General features: G+C 69.1%; 16 protein-coding genes. 9 read left to right on the top strand and 7 right to left on the bottom strand.

What is annotated here, in order from left to right; all coding sequences use genetic code 11:
* Positions 1–202 precede the first annotated feature (202 nt).
* Entirely contained in the window at positions 203–367 is a 165-nt protein-coding gene (locus ACIBBB_RS36095; RefSeq protein WP_398989703.1) for a hypothetical protein, read from the top strand.
* Between the two features lie 191 nt (positions 368–558).
* On the opposite strand, the gene ACIBBB_RS36090 is transcribed toward ACIBBB_RS36095, so the two are convergent.
* Positions 559–846, bottom strand: a complete 288-nt coding sequence (locus ACIBBB_RS36090) for a hypothetical protein (protein ID WP_398989701.1) — start codon at positions 844–846, stop codon at positions 559–561.
* A gap of 77 nt (positions 847–923) precedes the next feature.
* Between ACIBBB_RS36090 and ACIBBB_RS36085 the strand changes: the two genes are divergently transcribed.
* Positions 924–2,861 carry an MFS transporter gene (locus tag ACIBBB_RS36085; RefSeq protein ID WP_398989699.1) on the top strand — a complete coding sequence of 646 codons (1,938 nt, stop codon included), beginning with the start codon at positions 924–926 and terminating at the stop codon, positions 2,859–2,861.
* Positions 2,862–2,995: 134 nt separating this feature from the next.
* Complete coding sequence (locus ACIBBB_RS36080; RefSeq protein WP_398989697.1) at positions 2,996–3,424, top strand: DUF2267 domain-containing protein; 429 nt, start codon at positions 2,996–2,998, stop codon at positions 3,422–3,424.
* Positions 3,425–3,869: 445 nt separating this feature from the next.
* Here the strand turns inward: ACIBBB_RS36080 and ACIBBB_RS36075 are convergent, their stop codons facing one another.
* From ACIBBB_RS36075 to ACIBBB_RS36065, 3 genes are read right to left on the bottom strand one after another with little or no spacing between them, the layout of a single operon-like run.
* Positions 3,870–4,298 carry a GNAT family N-acetyltransferase gene (locus ACIBBB_RS36075; protein WP_398989695.1) on the bottom strand — a complete coding sequence of 143 codons (429 nt, stop codon included), beginning with the start codon at positions 4,296–4,298 and terminating at the stop codon, positions 3,870–3,872.
* Positions 4,299–4,328: 30 nt separating this feature from the next.
* Complete coding sequence (locus tag ACIBBB_RS36070; protein ID WP_398989693.1) at positions 4,329–4,859, bottom strand: aspartate carbamoyltransferase; 531 nt, start codon at positions 4,857–4,859, stop codon at positions 4,329–4,331.
* The gene (locus ACIBBB_RS36065) at positions 4,852–5,295 is read right to left on the bottom strand and encodes a MarR family winged helix-turn-helix transcriptional regulator (RefSeq protein ID WP_398989691.1); all 444 of its coding nucleotides are present in this window, start codon (positions 5,293–5,295) and stop codon (positions 4,852–4,854) included. The genes ACIBBB_RS36070 and ACIBBB_RS36065 overlap by 8 nt, the downstream gene beginning before the upstream one ends.
* Positions 5,296–5,534: 239 nt before the next feature.
* Here ACIBBB_RS36065 and ACIBBB_RS36060 point away from each other — a divergent pair, with 239 nt between their 5' ends.
* Genes ACIBBB_RS36060 through ACIBBB_RS36050 form a run of 3 tightly spaced genes read left to right on the top strand, consistent with a single transcriptional unit; the run spans position 5,535 to position 7,994 of the window.
* The gene (locus ACIBBB_RS36060; protein WP_398989705.1) at positions 5,535–6,335 is read left to right on the top strand and encodes a zinc-binding dehydrogenase; all 801 of its coding nucleotides are present in this window, start codon (positions 5,535–5,537) and stop codon (positions 6,333–6,335) included.
* Complete coding sequence (locus ACIBBB_RS36055; protein ID WP_398989689.1) at positions 6,238–6,915, top strand: NAD(P)H-binding protein; 678 nt, start codon at positions 6,238–6,240, stop codon at positions 6,913–6,915. Before ACIBBB_RS36060 ends, ACIBBB_RS36055 begins: the two co-directional genes overlap by 98 nt.
* Before the next feature lie 44 nt (positions 6,916–6,959).
* Positions 6,960–7,994, top strand: coding sequence for a GlxA family transcriptional regulator (locus ACIBBB_RS36050; RefSeq protein WP_398989687.1), 1,035 nt, complete (start codon positions 6,960–6,962; stop codon positions 7,992–7,994).
* Between the two features lie 224 nt (positions 7,995–8,218).
* Here the strand turns inward: ACIBBB_RS36050 and ACIBBB_RS36045 are convergent, their stop codons facing one another.
* Positions 8,219–8,701: a nuclear transport factor 2 family protein gene (locus ACIBBB_RS36045; protein WP_398989685.1), complete on the bottom strand. Its 483-nt coding sequence runs from the start codon at positions 8,699–8,701 to the stop codon at positions 8,219–8,221.
* Positions 8,702–8,825: 124 nt separating this feature from the next.
* On the opposite strand from ACIBBB_RS36045, the gene ACIBBB_RS36040 reads away from it, so the two are divergent.
* The gene (locus ACIBBB_RS36040; RefSeq protein WP_398989683.1) at positions 8,826–9,638 is read left to right on the top strand and encodes a LysR family transcriptional regulator; all 813 of its coding nucleotides are present in this window, start codon (positions 8,826–8,828) and stop codon (positions 9,636–9,638) included.
* A gap of 213 nt (positions 9,639–9,851) precedes the next feature.
* On the opposite strand, the gene ACIBBB_RS36035 is transcribed toward ACIBBB_RS36040, so the two are convergent.
* On the bottom strand, positions 9,852–10,685 hold the full coding sequence (locus tag ACIBBB_RS36035; protein ID WP_398989681.1) for an alpha/beta hydrolase: 834 nt from the start codon (positions 10,683–10,685) through the stop codon (positions 9,852–9,854).
* Positions 10,682–11,605: a MurR/RpiR family transcriptional regulator gene (locus tag ACIBBB_RS36030; RefSeq protein ID WP_398989679.1), complete on the bottom strand. Its 924-nt coding sequence runs from the start codon at positions 11,603–11,605 to the stop codon at positions 10,682–10,684. The genes ACIBBB_RS36035 and ACIBBB_RS36030 overlap by 4 nt, the downstream gene beginning before the upstream one ends.
* Before the next feature lie 129 nt (positions 11,606–11,734).
* Here ACIBBB_RS36030 and ACIBBB_RS36025 point away from each other — a divergent pair, with 129 nt between their 5' ends.
* Together ACIBBB_RS36025 and ACIBBB_RS36020 are read left to right on the top strand one after the other, a co-directional pair.
* Complete coding sequence (locus ACIBBB_RS36025) at positions 11,735–12,880, top strand: C45 family autoproteolytic acyltransferase/hydolase (RefSeq protein WP_398989677.1); 1,146 nt, start codon at positions 11,735–11,737, stop codon at positions 12,878–12,880.
* Between the two features lie 28 nt (positions 12,881–12,908).
* Positions 12,909–15,245 (top strand): aminotransferase class III-fold pyridoxal phosphate-dependent enzyme, encoded by a 2,337-nt coding sequence (locus ACIBBB_RS36020; protein WP_398989675.1) that lies wholly within the window; start codon positions 12,909–12,911, stop codon positions 15,243–15,245.
* Positions 15,246–15,276 lie beyond the last annotated feature (31 nt).

The following is a 15,276-nucleotide window of genomic DNA, read 5'->3' as shown; positions in this document are numbered from 1 at the left end:
TCCTCCACACCTACAACCACCACCGCTGCCACACCGCACTGGGCGGACACCCGCCCATCAGCCGTGTGAACAACCCTGCGAGTCAATACACCTAGGGCGTGTGGTGAAAGTCCCGTCTTGCTCACGACGCCTGGCACGCACGCTCGCGGCGTTGTCGGGTCGCCCGAGTACGCCCGGTACGAGGGCGATCCTCCGCCTTGCGATGGCACGCACCAGCCGCCGTGAGCCCCGCCCTGCGGGCGGACGACGCCACTTTCACCACGCGCCCCAGTCGTGCCTGCCCACCCGGCAGGCGATCGGCGCGCTCGCGTCCGCCGGGGCCAGGGGCGACATATTCGTACTGTCCTTCGACGACACCTGGGCCTGAGGAGAGCCGTCGGGCCGGCGGAACGCACCCGTTCGCCACGCTGATACGGACATGCGTCACATTTATTGATCCAATGTTCTCAGGCGGAGGTGAGGAGACGTGCGTGCCCGGCCAGTCCGGGCAGACCGTCTCCCGTCAGTCCATCCCCACCGGGGGAGCCGTGTGGTGAGTACACCTCACGTGCCCGTGTTTCACATGCCCGTGTGCCGGCGATCCGTATCCGGTCCGGAATCGGACCGCTGCTTCCGTCCGCGCAGAGCACGCACCAATCGCAAGGGAAACAGGCCTACGAGGGGAGCGTTGCGGCCCAGGTCCTTGCGGTCTTCGCGGTCGAGCCCCCGCGCGTAGCGCTGGGCGTCCTCGGCTGTCGGATACCGCTTGGCGCCCCCGGCCCCGCAGCCGCGTTCGCAGCGCCAGCGCATCGTCTCGTCTTCGCTGGAGAAGCGAAAGCGATGTCCGAAAAGGCGGCAGTTCAGCATGGAAAAATACTATATGGGAGACATGATGTGCCGTCACGTTTGAATATTCTTCGCCGGTTCCGACCTAGAGGAACGCCATGACCACCGACGCATCTACGGCAACTGTCACCACACGCGTCCCTGCCCGGCTCGACCGGCTGCCGTGGTCACGCTTCCACTGGCGGATCGTGATCGGCCTCGGCTCGGTCTGGGTCCTCGACGGACTCGAGGTGACGATCGTTGGGGCCGTGGCCTCCCGTATGATCGAGAAGGGCAGCGGCATCGCTCTCAGTAGCGCCGACATCGGCACGGCGGCCGCGATCTACGTGGCCGGAGCCTGTCTGGGTGCTCTGTTCTTCGGCCGCCTCACGGACCGCTTCGGGCGTAAAAGACTCTTCATGGTCACCCTGGGGATCTACATCATCGCCACGGTGGCGACCGCCTTCTCGCCCGCGCTCTGGTACTTCCTCCTGGCGAGATTCATCACCGGGATGGGGATCGGCGGCGAGTACGCGGCGATCAATTCGGCCATCGACGAACTGATCCCGTCGCGCAACCGCGGGCAGGTCGATCTGGCCATCAACGGCAGCTACTGGGTCGGCGCCGCGATCGGGAGCCTGGCAGCGGTGGGGCTCCTCAGCGACGCCTTCGCGGAGAACATCGGCTGGCGGCTGGCCTTCGGTCTCGGCGGCATCCTCGGGCTGGGGATCCTGCTGGTGCGCCGCAACGTCCCGGAGAGTCCTCGATGGCTGTTCATCCATGGGCGGGAGGAGGAGGCCGAGCGCATCGTCGACCGGATCGAGTCCGAGGTACGCCAGGAGACGAGGCAGGAGCTGCCGGACCCGGGTGCGGCGATCACCATCCGTCAGCGAGACGTCATCCCCTTCTCGGAGATCGCCCGGACGGCGATGCGGAGATATCCGCGCCGCGCGATTCTCGGACTGGCCCTGTTCATCGGACAGGCGTTTCTGTACAACGCGATCGTCTTCGACCTGGGCACGATCCTCAGCGGCTTCTTCGACGTCTCCTCGGGCTCGGTGCCGTACTTCATGGCCGTCTTCGCCGTTGCGAACTTTCTCGGCCCGCTTCTCCTGGGCCGGCTCTTCGACACGGTCGGCCGCAAGCCGATGATCGCCGGTACCTATTTCGGTTCGGCGGCCGTCGCCGTCGCACTCGCGGTGCTGATGATCAATGACTCGCTGACGGCCTGGTGGTTCTTCCTGCTGGTCTCGGTGACCTTCTTCATCGCGTCCGCCGGGGCGAGTTCGGCGTACCTGACGGTCAGCGAGGTGTTTCCGATGGAGACCCGCGCGCTGTCCATCTCCCTGTTCTTCGCCGTCGGGACAGCCGTGGGCGGGATCACCGGGCCGGTGCTGTTCGGCCAGTTCATCCACAGCGGTGACGCGAATCAGGTGGCCGCCGGTTTCCTCATCGGAGCTGCCGCCATGGCCCTCGGCGGAGTGGCGGAGGTGTTCTTCGGCGTCCGCGCGGAGCAGCAGTCCCTCGAGAACATCGCCACTCCGCTGACCGCGGAGGAGGCGGAGGCGGACTGGCGTGACGAGCCTTCTCCGCAGGCCGAGCGTGACCGTGCCCGGCCGGAAGGGGTGCGTGCGAAAGCCCGGGACCGTGACCGGCGGATCGCCGCCCGGACGGCTCGCCGACACGAGCGCGAGCAGACGGGGGCACGGCAGTACCGGCCCGGAACCGGCAGTTCATTCTACTCGCCGGGCATGGTCGGCACCATGGGTACGAAGAGCCGCTCCTCGGCCATGGCCGAGCAGTCCCTGGACGACGAGATCGAGCAAGTGGCGAAGACCCTGGACGCAAGCGGCCCGCTCAAGCGCGTCGAACTCAAGAAGGCAGTCGGGGGCCGGTCGTGGGGCCCCGGCCGCTTCCGGAAGGCACTCCGCGAAGCCGTCCGGGAATCCCGCGCGGAGCGGCGCCCCGGCGACACTTTCGCCGCGGTCCGACCCCCGGGCAGGGCCGGAGAAGGCGATGAGTCGCAGGACGACCGGCACGACGGAGGCGATCGATAACGGGCAGCGTTCTGCGCGAGGGCGTGAGCGGCGGCGTGGAGGGTGAGCCGATCGACCCCCACATCCGCCCCACCGTCCAACCCCACCCCGGACCCCATGGGTCCGCCCATCCAAGCAAGCGAAAGGACCGCACGATGGTCGACACAGGTTTCTCTTCCTTCGACTCCATGGTGGACAAGGCGAACAAGCTCCTCAAAGACATCGAGGAGGACTTCGGGTGGCCCAAGGACCGCCGGAAACAGTCCTACGCCGCGCTGCGAGGAGTTCTGCACCCTCTGCGCGACCGCTTGTCGGTCGAGGAGAGCGCGCAGTTCGCCGCTCAACTGCCGACCTTGGTACGGGGCATCTACTACGAAGGCTGGCAGCCCTCCGAGACGCCGATGAAAATGGACAGGGAGGAATTCTTCACCCGCGTCCGGGAGGAATTCCCCTACGCGATCGAAGGCGGCACCGAAGAGCTTGTACGCACCGTCCTCAGGGCTCTCCAACGGCACGTCAGCACCGGCGAGTGGGACGACCTGAAAGCGAACCTGCCCAAATCGCTGGCTTCTGTACTGCCCTGAGGGGTCCGGGGCGCGGGCAGACAGACGTCACGCAACCCTCCGGGCCGATACAGCCAGGGCCTGTCCGCGGCCAGTTGTAGATGGTTGGTGTCACCGAAGGGCTTCGCTTGGACCTCAACGACTGATGCCCCGAGCCGGAGTGTGAAGTACGGGCTCGCTTCAATGAGCTCTCTCGCAGGTGATCGTGGGCGTCGTGGGCGTCGTGGTCTGAGTGATGCCGAGTGGGAACGGCTGCGGCCGTTCCTCCGGTCGGCAACAGGCGTTGCGGCAGGTGGCGAAATCACCGGCAGGTGATCGACGGGATTCTGCGCAGAGTACGGACCGGCGTTCAGTGAGGTCCAGGCCGCCGCCGGCACCGTGCGCCAGGCAAGGTCGTCGCGCAGGGTGCCGGCGTGGCAGTAGAGGTTCGTGCAGTGGTGAGTGGGCTGGTGGGAGTCGCCCCTGCTTACGGCTCCGGCCGTGATCCGCTGGACCCGGCGCTTCCGCTCATCACGCGGTACATGCCGATGGAGTTGTGCGCGGCGGTGTCGGCGAAGCCGAACTTCTCGTAGAGGAGGCGCGCGGGGCCGTCCGCGATCAGTGAGACATAAGCGGTTGCGGGTGCCCGGCGCTCCAGTTCCTCCGTGAGGGCGGCCATGATGCGCTTGCCGAGGCCGCGCCCCTGGTGTGCGGGGTGCACGCAGATGTCGACGATCTGGAACGCGGTGCCGCCGTCACCGATGACGCGCCCCATGCCGATGGGCTTCCCCTCGTGCTGGAGGATCACCCCGTGCCATGTGTTGGGAAGGGCGAGCGCGACCGCTTCGGGGGCCTTGTCCGAGAGGCCGGCATCGGTGCGCAGGCGGCGGAAGTCCTCGACGGAGGGTACGCCCACAGCTCGTACGGGTCATGAAGGTTCGTCATGTCATGAGCGCCCGGCTTCGGCATGGTCACCGTGGTCGCCGAGTTGCGCCTCGAACCAGTCGTGCAGCGCGTCGACCAGCGCGGGCTCTTCGGTGTCGTAGGTGAGGTTCGCCCCGTCGGGTTGTTCCCGGTAGCGCACCTGGATGCGTTTGTAGCCGGCTTCCAGTGCTGCCAGGCCTGGCATGCCTGCGCCGTGTATCTGGGCGGGGTCGCCGAAGTCGCCCTGACTGAACGCTTTGGCCTCCTGCCGGAGATGGGTGCGTATGAGGCCGATCTGTTTCTCGCCGCCGGGCTGGTCGGCGACGACGTCCTGGAGCCCGCCCGTCTTGGTGGGAGTGAAGTGGTGGGTGGTCTGTTCGAGGTCGAAGGGCATCACACTCCGACCCCGTTCGGCGACCGTCTCTTGCCTGTCGGTCGGCAGGTCGCCGCTGTCCTCCCACGCGCGGCCGGTCAGCAGGGCTGCGGCCAGTGCGGCGCAGACACCCCCTGCGGCGACGCCGACCGTCAATCGCCGGCGCTTGCCGTCATTCATCCAGTGCCTCCGTGAGGACTCCGAGGGCGTGCAGTACGCCCGCCCGTTCGTGGGGTGGGATCGAATCAAGCAGCCGGGAAAACTTCTCCCGCCTCGCCTCGGCAAGGTTGTGCGCGGCGTTCCGCCCCGAGGGTGTGAGACGCAGGATGATCCCGCGGCCGTCGTCGGGGGCCGTGGCACGTTCCACCCAGCCACGAGCAGTCAACTGCCCGACGAGCCGACTGACGGTGCTCTTCTGCAGTCGCAGCCGGCGTGACAGTTCCACCTGCCGCAGTTCACCCTCCTGCGCGAGCTCACCGAGGGCGTGCGCCTCGGAGACCGGGATCGCCCGACCGCACGGGGTGCTCTCGGGCTGGTGCAGCCCGAAGGCACGGACGAAGCCCCGCAGCGCGTCTTGCAGCAGGGCAGGATCCGCTGCTCCACCATCTTCCGACATGGTTCGACCGTACAACCATATGGTTCGACCGTGCAACCTTTTTCGCTGTGGTGCGTGAGGGCCTGTCGTCTGGAGCAGACTGGATCAAAAGCCAGGCCAGGTGCACCGGATCCACGCGGGTCGGGCGGTCCAGGCTCTCGTCAGGCCAGGGTCACGGCCGGCCGGGAGTGACGCACGGCGGGGGGCAGGTGGAGTGGGAGCTGGGTGTGGGCGGCGTCGCGGTCGGGTTGCTGATCGCGATGGTGACCGCGCCGGCGGGGCGCAGCCGGCTGCCGTACGACCGTGTGGTCGATTCCGCCGAGTTGGGCGAGTCGCTCTCCGGGGAGAGCTTCGACATCATCATCGACCCGGTGGGCGGCAACGTGCGTACGGAGAGCCTGAACCTGATGGCGCCGGGCGGTCGCCTGCTCGTCTGCGGGAACGCCAGCGGCGACTGGGACCACTCGATCGGCAGCAACGATCTGTGGCTGCGCAGCGTCACCGTGTCCGGTTTCAACTCGGGTGCGTACCTGCCCACCCACCCCGACGCGATCCGCCCCCCGGCCTCGAAGCGGCCCGGACCGCCCTCACCGCAGGTCTCGGTGAAGTGGAGGTCGAGGTACTGCCCTTCTCCGAGGCGGTCACCGCCCACGAACGAATGGAAAGCCGCGCGGTGGACGGCCGGCTCGCCCTCGCCCCGGATGCGCGGCCATGACAGCACGACCTGGTTGGGGACCAGGCCGAGCGAACCGGTGAAAACGATCACGGGCGGAACAACCAACTCGGTCTTCGGCCCGGCCCGGCCGGATTCTTCAAAGCGCCGGAAGAGGGGGTCTGGCGGCATGTCCGAATGTGCGGGTCCCGTGTCCGCGGGCGCGTGGCAGGACGGCCTGGTCCGGGGGATCGTTGGAGGTGAGAGCCCGGCGCCAGGTCGGCCCGGGCCGCTGTCGAGAGGATCGATTCGTGCGCATCGTCATCGCCGGGGGACACGGTCGGATCGCGCTGGGGCTGGAGCGGATCCTCGTCGGGCGTCACGACCAGGTGGTGGGGCTGATCCGTAATCCGGACCACGCGGCGGACGTGAGCGCTGCGGGAGCCAGCCCCGAGTTGATCGACCTGGAAACGGCGGTGCCGGGCGCACTGGCCGGGGTCCTGGCCGGCGCCGACGTGGCGGTCTTCGCCGCGGGCGCCGGGGGCAAGGGCGGGCCCGCGCGGACCACCGCCGTCGACGGCTTCGGCGCGGTTCGCTTCGCGGACGCGGCCCAGACCATGGGCGTACGCCGCTTCGTCCTTCTCTCCTCGATGGGCGCCGACGCGTCCCACCCCGGCGAGGACGGCTTCGCCCACTACTTGCGGATCAAGGGCGCGGCCGACGACGCCGTCCGGGTCCGCGAGGCGCTGGAGTGGACCGTGCTGCGCCCCGGCTGGCTGACCGACGATCCGGCGTCCGGCACCGTCGATCTGACCTCCCCGCCCGGTCCACTGGCCGCCTCACCCGCGGAGGGCGGTATCCCGCGCGCGGACGTGGCCGCCCTACTCGCGGAGATCGCGCACACCCCGAACACCGCAGGCCTGACCCTCGGCGCCGTCAGCGGCAGCACGCCCACGGCAGACGCGGTCCGCACGATCGCACCGCGCTGAGCCCCGCCGACGCTTGTCGCCGTGGAAGAGGCACGATGTCCTGTATGAGCACGCACATCGCCGACCCGGACCCGGCGCAGCGGTCCAGGAAGCGCCGCGGTCCCGGCCCGGACACCGGTGCCGCGTCGTCTCCCCACACGGTCGGGATCCTGCTCTACGACGAGATGACCCTCCTCGATGTCGCGGGCCCGCTCGACGTGTTCACCACCGCCAACACCAGAGGCGCCCGCTACGAGACCCGTCTCCTCTCCCTGGACGGCGGGCCCGTCACCGCGTCGTCGGGCGCGCGCATGCTCGCCGACCTGACCGTGGGCGAGGCCATGGAGTACGACACGGTCATCGTCCCCGGCGCCTGCGCGCTGCCCCCCGCCGGCGCCGACCTGCTGGCGGCCGTCCGGACCCTCCACCTCGGCGCGACGCGTACGGCGGGTGTGTGCACCGCGGCCTTCCTGCTGGCCCACGAGGGAATCCTCACCGGACGTGCCGCCACCACCCACTGGCAGTACGCCGAACTCCTCCAGCGCAGCTACCCGGGCGTCAAGGTCGACCTTGACGCCATCTACGTACAGGACGGCCCTGTCATCACCTCCGCCGGAGTCACCGCCGGCATCGACCTCGCCCTCGCGCTCGTGCGCGAGGACCACAGCGCGGCCATGGCCCGCGACGTCGCCCGCGAACTCGTCGTCTTCCTCCAACGCCCGGGCGGCCAGTCGCAGTTCACCACCCTCTCCCGGGTCCCCACGGCCACCAGCGATGCCGTACGCCGCGTCGTCAACGACGTCCTCGCCGCACCCCAGCTCGCCCACACCACCGACACGATGGCCCGTCTCGCCGGCCTGAGCACCCGCCATCTCGCCCGCACACTCCACGCCGAACTCGGTGTGACACCCGCCGCCTTCGTCGAGGCCGCCCGGCTGGAACTCGCCAAAACACTTCTCCTGTCCGGCGAGTCCATCACCGCCACCGCCCACGCGGCGGGCTTCGGCAGCGACGACACCCTGCGCCGCAGCTTCACACGGCACCTCGGCATCACCCCGAGCGACTACCGCCACCGCTTCTCCGCACCGCTCCAACAGTGAAGAAAGGAGTGACCGGCAAACGCCAGTACCCGGCCATGGCTGAACGGCCATGGAACACGCACATTCGGACATGATTCCGGTCGAGCGGTGTCATCGCAGAACGATCAACGGGGTTCTGCCCCGGCGGCGCGGCGGCTTGTGCTGGAGGCCCCCCGTCCCGCTTCGGGCTACGGGCACGCCCTCGTCGGGCGTCGACGCCCCGACGAGGAGAACCTGCGGCTGCCCTACGCTCCCGGGAACGCCATCGGCTGGTCGAGGATGACGCGGTGGTGGGAGATCTTCCACGCCCCGTCCGTGCGGCGCAGTGCTGGGCGGTAGTACCCGCTCTCGATCGGTGTGATCGTGCCCTGTGCGCCGGCCGCGCCCGGCGGCCAGCCGCCCTCGGGTCGCTCGTCGCCGACGGTGTTGTACACAACGAACTGCGCGTCGATCGTGGCACTGTCCCGGTCGACCTCGATGATGTGGTCGTGGGTCGTGTGGTGGCTCCAACCGCGCGGTGGATGCGGCGTCATCAGTCCCGCGATGGCCCCGCCGATCGCCTCGGCCCCGACCAGCTCGGTGATCTTCTCCGGGACGCCGGCGCGGTTGTAGAAGATCTCCGCGGTGGCGTCGGTCTCGAACAGCGCGGACATGGCTGCCCCGTCGCGGTGGTCGGCGGCACGCACATAACGGGCTAGAACTTGCTGTACCTGGCGTTCGTCGCTCATGGGGTATCGCTTTCCTCGGGGGCTCGGCGGAGGTGGGCGGCTCACACCGCCGCCGTTGTCGATTTCACCACCTCCGGACCCGGAGAGCCATGATCGTTTGGGCATGAACCAGTACCCTGAAGGTATGGATCGGCTGGAGACGCGAGAACTGAGCTACTTCGTCGCCGTGGCGCGCGAGCTGCACTTCGGCCGGGCGGCGGCGAGCCTGGGCATCTCCCAGCCCCCGCTGTCACGCGCCATCAGCCAGCTGGAGCGCCGGATGGGAGTGCCGCTGTTCGAGCGTACGAGCCGCCGCGTGGCGCTCTCCCCGGCCGGGGAGGTCTTTCTCGTGGAGGCGCACGGGATCCTCGACGCCATGGACCGGGCCGTGGCCCGCGCGCGGCATGCCTACCGCTCCGGATCTCTGCTGGTCGCCACCAACCCCGGCACGGGCTCCGGCCTGCTACGGGATCTGGTCGCCGCCCACACCGGCCGGCACCGCGGCGGTCCGGTGGAGATGGTGTTCACCCGTGACCAAGCCGCCGCGCTTCGCGCCGGAGACGCCGATGTCGGGCTTCTGTGTGCCAGTGACGACCTCAGTGGCCTGGACCGTACGGAACTGGCTACCGAGCGGACCATGGCACTGCTGCCGGCGGGGCACCGCCTTGCGGAGCGCGCCGCGGTGACGCTGGCGGACCTGCGGGGCGAGGAGACCTACCGTCCCGAGCCGCCCGTCGCGGCGGTCGACGAACTGGTCGACCTCGTCGCCGTCGGACAGCTGATCGTGGTCGTCGGGGAGAGCGCCGCCGACCGGACCGGCCGCGCCGTTGTCACCGTACCTGTGGCCGATCTCCCGGACACACTCCTGCTGCTCGCCTGGCGCGACGGCGGGCTCACCGAACCGGTCAAAGTCTTCCTGCGGGCGGCGCGAGAGGTGACGGCTTCCCTGGGCCGATGAGCTCGTGCGGCCGGTGCGATCGGTGAGCCCGTGCCACCCCCTCACTACGTCGAGCCCCGCCGCTTCGACGAGTTCGGCCAGGGCGAGGACGTCCTGGGGCCGGTCGGCGAGCGGCTCCAGCAGTGCCCCGAACATGAGGTCGTGTCCGTAGTCGGTCATCACCGCACCCCTGCCCGTCCGGCGTGCGTAAGGCCCCTCGTCCAGGGGGCCCCGTCAGCGGGAGAGGACCGTACTGAAGAATTCCTGGGCCGTCGGCAGGATTTCCAGACCGCTGTGGGCAACGCCGGGCACGATGTCGAACCGGACCTCGATGCCGTTCTGCCGGAAGTTGTCCCGGAGTGAGATCAAGCGCTCGACGCGAGTGTCGCCACCGGCGTCGAGGCCGGGTTCGGCTATCTCCCAGGTCTCCGTGTCGTTCCCGCCGACCACCATCTGGACCTTCGTGTCGCGCAGTTCGGGCAGGGACAGGTCCTTGCCGAACACTTCCTTCATGTTCGCCGTGCCCGGCCACCACGGAACGTCCTGGCTGATGCGGGTGACCCTGCCGGGGGCGCCGATGGACACCGCGGCCAGTCGCTCGGGGTGCAGGTAGGCGAAGCGGTGGGCGAACTGACCGCCGCCGGAGAAGCCCTGCAGAAGCAGGCGCTCGGTGTTCACGCGGTAGCGCTGCCCTACCTCTTCGACGATATCGAGGAGCACGTGGTCGTACCGGACGCCGTGCCCGTCGATCTTCTTGTAGCCGTGCAGATCGCCGGGTACGACGATGCCTGCCGGGAACAGCGGCGCGAGTACCACGCAGGCGTGCTCCTCGGCGAAGTCGCGGAATTCGTTGCGGTAGCGCTCGGCCATGCGCTGCGTGCCGTGTACCAGTACCACCAGTGGCAGCGGTGTGGTCGCCGTCTTGTACGCGGCGGGCACGTACAAGCAGTACGAGAAGCGCTGGTCCTTCTGGGAGGCGAAGAAGGCGGTGGACCCCGAGTGGTAGAACTCGACGGGGTCGAGGACCCGGGCGGAGTCGTAGCGGCGCACGGAGGCGGATCCGGTCATGACTTTCCCTCCTGGGCGGCCCTGCGCCGTGCGGCTGCCCGGCCACGCTCGGCGTCCGGCGCCAGGGCCGCTCGCAGGGTGTGGAGCAGTTCGGAGCCGGCCGTCGCCCGGTCGCGGTCCTGTCCCGCGACTCCCAGCAACAGGCAGTCCGTCATCAGCAGTGAGCTGAAGGCCTCGGCGGTGTAGCCGGTGGCCGAGTGGACGGCGGGCAACGTGACGCTCACCCGGTCCGTCAGCGTGGGGCCCAGTGAGTCCGTGATGAGCACCGTCTTCGCGCCGACCGATTTGGCGTGGTCGAGCACGACGTTGAGCTCCGTGGTCAGCCGGGCGGGTGCGTAGATCACGACCACGTCTTTTTCCCGCAGCCCGAGAAGACCGTCGGCGAGAAGAAAACCGGCAGCGCCGACGAACTGTGTCGGATGCCCGAGGCGATTCATCTTCATGGCGAGGAACCGCGCGGGGATCTCGGACAGGCCGACGCCGAAGGCGAGCACTTCGTGGGCCTCGGTGAGCAGGCCGACCGCCTCGTCGAACTGTTCCCGTGGTGTGAGTCTGAGTGTTTCGGCGAGCCGCTCGCCGGCTTCGGAGAAGACGTGGTCGAGCAGGGTGGCCGTCTCCTTGCCCGCGCTGTCGATGCGTTGGTTGAGACGTACGGACGGTCGGGTCGCGTTGATGATCTGCTGGCCGATGCTTCGTTTGAGATCGGGGAGTCCCGAGTAGCCGAGGGTCTTCGAGGTGCGCACCACGGTCGCGTCACTGGTGCCGGTGGCCGCGCCGATCTCCTCGGCGGTGGAGAAGACGATGCTCTGCGCATGATCGCGCAAGTACTCGGCGACACGGCGCTCCGCGGGCGGCATGACCGGCAGCTTGCTCGCCACCCGTTCGCGCAGCGAGTCCTCGGCATTGTCGTTTGTAGTCATGACGACATCCCTTGAATGTTCATGTAATGCTAGCTACCCTTCCGGTAATGCTCACTACCGATCACTGTGTGAGTGTAGTCAAGACTAGAGTCCGGGTGCCAGTGTGCGCCGGGAAGTGGAGCATCCTTGATGGCAGGACGAGCGATACCGCTGATCGAGGTCAGCGGTGGCCCGGGGGAGCGGGGCCACGCGTACGGAGAGGCGGCGCGAGGCGAGATCCGAAGCTCCGTCGACTACTACCGCGAAGCCTTCGCCGTGGCGTCCGGACTCCGGTGGCCGGAGGTACTCGACGCCGCCCGCCAGTGGCGCGGCGTGGTGGAGGGCGCGGCACCGGACCTGCTGAAGGAGATGGACGCCATCGCCGAGGGCGCCGGCGTACGTCCCGACGAAATCCTGGCACTCAACGCGCGGGGCGAAATCGTACGCGGCCATGACAGCGCCTTCGCTCCGGGGCGGGCGACGGAAGAGACGGACGGCTGCTCCTCCTTCGCCCTGATGCCGGAGGCCACCGGCGACAGCCACGTCTACTGCGGCCAGAACTGGGACTGGCGTGAAGGCACCCAGGCGAGCACCGTGATGCTGCGCGTGGTCCAGCCGCCCAGACCCACCGTCATCATGCAGGTGGAGGCAGGCCAGATCGGCCGCCAAGGCGCCAACTCCGCCGGTATCGCGCTCAACGCCAACGGACTGGACGGCCGGTTCGGCACCCCCGTGGGCCTGCCGCAGCCCGTCATGCGCCGCCTGCTGCTGGACTGCGACAACCTCCGCGACGCCTTGGACATACCCAACCGGGTGCGCCAGCACATCGCCACGAATTTGCTGGTCACCCACCACAAGGGGGTCGCCGTCGATCTGGAGACCACCCCCGTGATCCACCGCTGGGCCACTCCGGTCAACGGGGTGCTGGTGCACGGCAATCACTATCAGTACGGCGTGCCCGAACCGCTGAGGGGCAGTTACCGGATGTCGTCCCCCGATTCCCTGTACCGGGTACAGGTGATCGAGCGCGGTCTGGCGGCGGCCAGGGACGCCGTCGACTCCGCACAGGTCCGCAAGGTCGTCACGGACACGATGAGCGACCACACCGGCCACCCGTACGGGGTGTGCTGTCACCCGGACTCCCGGCAGAGCGACGTAATGAAGTCCAAGACCATCATGTCCAGCCTCGTCGACCTCACTTCGGGCGAGTACCGGGTGGCGGCGGGAAACCCCTGCGAGACCCCGTTCGAATTGCTGCCGTGGAACCTCTACGACGGGCCCGGTGGCGAAGGATGACGCCCACCCCACACGGGACGGACACCACGTGACCACGTCGCAGACCGGTACCCCGGACCGTCGGACCGCGCTTCTCCTCGAACCCGCGCCCGCGATCGGAGCCCAGGCCGCAGCCGGGATTCTGCGGACCCGCTTCGGGATCGAGGCGACTTTGACGCCGCTGCGCAGCGAGCGGGACAGCAACTTTCTCGCCGTGGCGACGGACGGCAGGCACCTGATCCTCAAGGTCTCCAACTCCGCCGACGAGCCCGCCGTCATCGATATGGAGAACGCCGCGATGCGGCACGTGGAGGCCGTCGATCCGGCGTTCCCCATCCCACGGATCCTGCCGGACCGGAACGGGGCCTCGGCCACGACCGTCGAGGCACCGGACGGCCGCCTCCATCAGGTCCGGGTCCTGACCGTGGTGGCGGGCTCCGCGGCCGACCAGTCCGCTCTCTCCCCGCGGTTCGGCACGGACTTCGGGTCCACGTGTGCCCGCCTGTCGGGAGCCCTGCGCGGATTCACGCACCCCGCCGCGCTCCGTCAGCTCGACTGGGATCCACGCGTGGTGACCGGGCTGCGGCCCTTCGCCGCCCAGCTCCCCGACGCCGGTCGGCGAGAACTGGTGGAAGGGCTGCTCGACCGCTTCGACATCCTGCCGGCCGCGACGGCCACACTGCCGGCATTCGTCCTGCACGGCGATGTCACCCTGAGCAATGTGCTGGTCGACGACGGCGGGCAGGTCTCCGGTGTCATCGATTTCGGGGACATGCACCACACCGCCCGGGTCAGTGACCTCGCCATCGGCCTGGCATCACTGCTGCGGGTGACGGCGGAACCGTGGCGGCCCGCCGGCCGCTTCCTGGACGGTTACCAACAGATGACGCCCCTCGAACCGGAAGAGGTGGAAGTCCTCGGCGAGTTGGTCCTGGCGCGGCTCGTCGCGACGGTGCTGATCTCCGCCTGGCGCGCGCCGCTGCACCCCGAGAACCACGCGTACGTCACCAGCCTGGACGAAGGCAGCTGGCGCATGATCGAGCTGCTGAGCCGTCCGAGCCCGGCCGCGCTGGCCGACCGCTTCCACCGCCTGTGCGGCACCTCGCGGACCGCCGCCGCCCTGCCGCCCGATCCCACGCTGCTGGCACGCCGCCGCGCACACCTCGGAGGCACGCTCTCACCGCTGTTCTACCGGGAACCGCTACAGGTGGTCCGGGCATCCGGAGCGTGGGTCCACACCGCCGACGGACGCAGGTACCTCGACGCGTACAACAACGTCCCCGTCGTCGGCCACTCCCACCCCGCCGTGGTTCAGGCGATCAGCCGGCAGGCGGGGACCCTCAACATCAACTCGCGCTATCTGCACCCGCACGTCGTCGAGCTGGCCGAGCGGCTGACGGCCACGATGCCTCCGGAGCTGGACACGTGTGTCTTCGTCAACTCCGGCAGTGAAGCCAACGACCTGGCCTGGAGAATGGCCCTGGCCCACACAGGAAACTCGGGTGCGGTGGTCACCGACCATGCCTACCACGGGGTCACCGCGGCGACGGCGCCCCTGTCGACAAACGCGTACCCCGCCTCCGCGCGGCCCGGACACGTTGCCGTGTTCGTCCCTCCGCCTCCGGGAGCCGACGCGCGGCAGTCCGGCCGTGGGGCGGCGACCGACGGCATACGTCGGGCGAGGGCCGCCCTGCGGCAGGCCGGACACGACGTGGCCCTGGTCGCCGTCGACACGATCTTCAGCAGCGTCGGTGTCCTTGAACCCGGCGATGACTACATGCGGGGCCTGGTGGATGAGACCCACGCCCTGGGCGGCCTGTTCCTGGCGGACGAGGTACAGGCAGGCTTCGGACGGGGCGGCCGGAGCCTCTGGCGGTTCCAGGACTTCGGCCTCACACCGGACTTCGTGACCCTCGGTAAGCCCATGGGCAACGGCCACCCGGTCGCGGCCCTGGTCACCCGGCGCGAGATCGCCGAGCGGTTCGTGCGGGTCGACGAGTACTTCAGCACCTTCGGAGGCAATCCGGTCTCCTGCGCCGCGGCGCTGACCGTTCTGGACGTCATCGAACAGACGGACCTCGTCGAGCGGAGCGGGCGGGTCGGTGAGCAACTGCGTACCGAAATCAGGCAGGGAATGGGACTGACCGTCCGCGGCCACGGCATGTTCGCCGGGATCGACATCCGGCCGGCGGAGACGGGCGGGGTCACGGCGACGGAACTCGCGGAACGCCTCCGGGAACGCGGCGTCCTGGTGGGCACCACGGGACGCGCGGACGAAGTGCTCAAGGTCAGGCCCCCATTGATCTGGGAGAGCGAACACGTCGAGCTGTTCCTCACGGCGCTGAAGGACTCGTTCGACGGTCGGCGCCCGGCCGACGGCGCGTGACGTGCTCGGCCGCGGCCACCCGGACCGAGCG

It is taken from the genome of Streptomyces sp. NPDC051217, from assembly GCF_044455465.1.
Taxonomy (GTDB): domain Bacteria; phylum Actinomycetota; class Actinomycetes; order Streptomycetales; family Streptomycetaceae; genus Streptomyces.
The sequence above is the reverse complement of the archived record's forward strand: the minus strand, read 5'-3'. Positions and strand labels throughout refer to the sequence as shown.

Bases quoted from the DNA above. Each gene is read 5' to 3' on its own strand.
- ACIBBB_RS36095 (WP_398989703.1), top strand. From the start codon at position 203: ATGGCACGCACCAGCCGCCGTGAGCCCCGCCCTGCGGGCGGACGACGC.
- ACIBBB_RS36090 (WP_398989701.1), bottom strand. From the start codon at position 846: ATGCTGAACTGCCGCCTTTTCGGACATCGCTTTCGCTTCTCCAGCGAA.
- ACIBBB_RS36085 (WP_398989699.1), top strand. From the start codon at position 924: ATGACCACCGACGCATCTACGGCAACTGTCACCACACGCGTCCCTGCC.
- ACIBBB_RS36080 (WP_398989697.1), top strand. From the start codon at position 2,996: ATGGTCGACACAGGTTTCTCTTCCTTCGACTCCATGGTGGACAAGGCG.
- ACIBBB_RS36070 (WP_398989693.1), bottom strand. From the start codon at position 4,859: ATGAATGACGGCAAGCGCCGGCGATTGACGGTCGGCGTCGCCGCAGGG.
- ACIBBB_RS36065 (WP_398989691.1), bottom strand. From the start codon at position 5,295: ATGTCGGAAGATGGTGGAGCAGCGGATCCTGCCCTGCTGCAAGACGCG.
- ACIBBB_RS36060 (WP_398989705.1), top strand. From the start codon at position 5,535: ATGGTGACCGCGCCGGCGGGGCGCAGCCGGCTGCCGTACGACCGTGTG.
- ACIBBB_RS36050 (WP_398989687.1), top strand. From the start codon at position 6,960: ATGAGCACGCACATCGCCGACCCGGACCCGGCGCAGCGGTCCAGGAAG.
- ACIBBB_RS36045 (WP_398989685.1), bottom strand. From the start codon at position 8,701: ATGAGCGACGAACGCCAGGTACAGCAAGTTCTAGCCCGTTATGTGCGT.
- ACIBBB_RS36040 (WP_398989683.1), top strand. From the start codon at position 8,826: ATGGATCGGCTGGAGACGCGAGAACTGAGCTACTTCGTCGCCGTGGCG.
- ACIBBB_RS36035 (WP_398989681.1), bottom strand. From the start codon at position 10,685: ATGACCGGATCCGCCTCCGTGCGCCGCTACGACTCCGCCCGGGTCCTC.
- ACIBBB_RS36030 (WP_398989679.1), bottom strand. From the start codon at position 11,605: ATGACTACAAACGACAATGCCGAGGACTCGCTGCGCGAACGGGTGGCG.
- ACIBBB_RS36025 (WP_398989677.1), top strand. From the start codon at position 11,735: ATGGCAGGACGAGCGATACCGCTGATCGAGGTCAGCGGTGGCCCGGGG.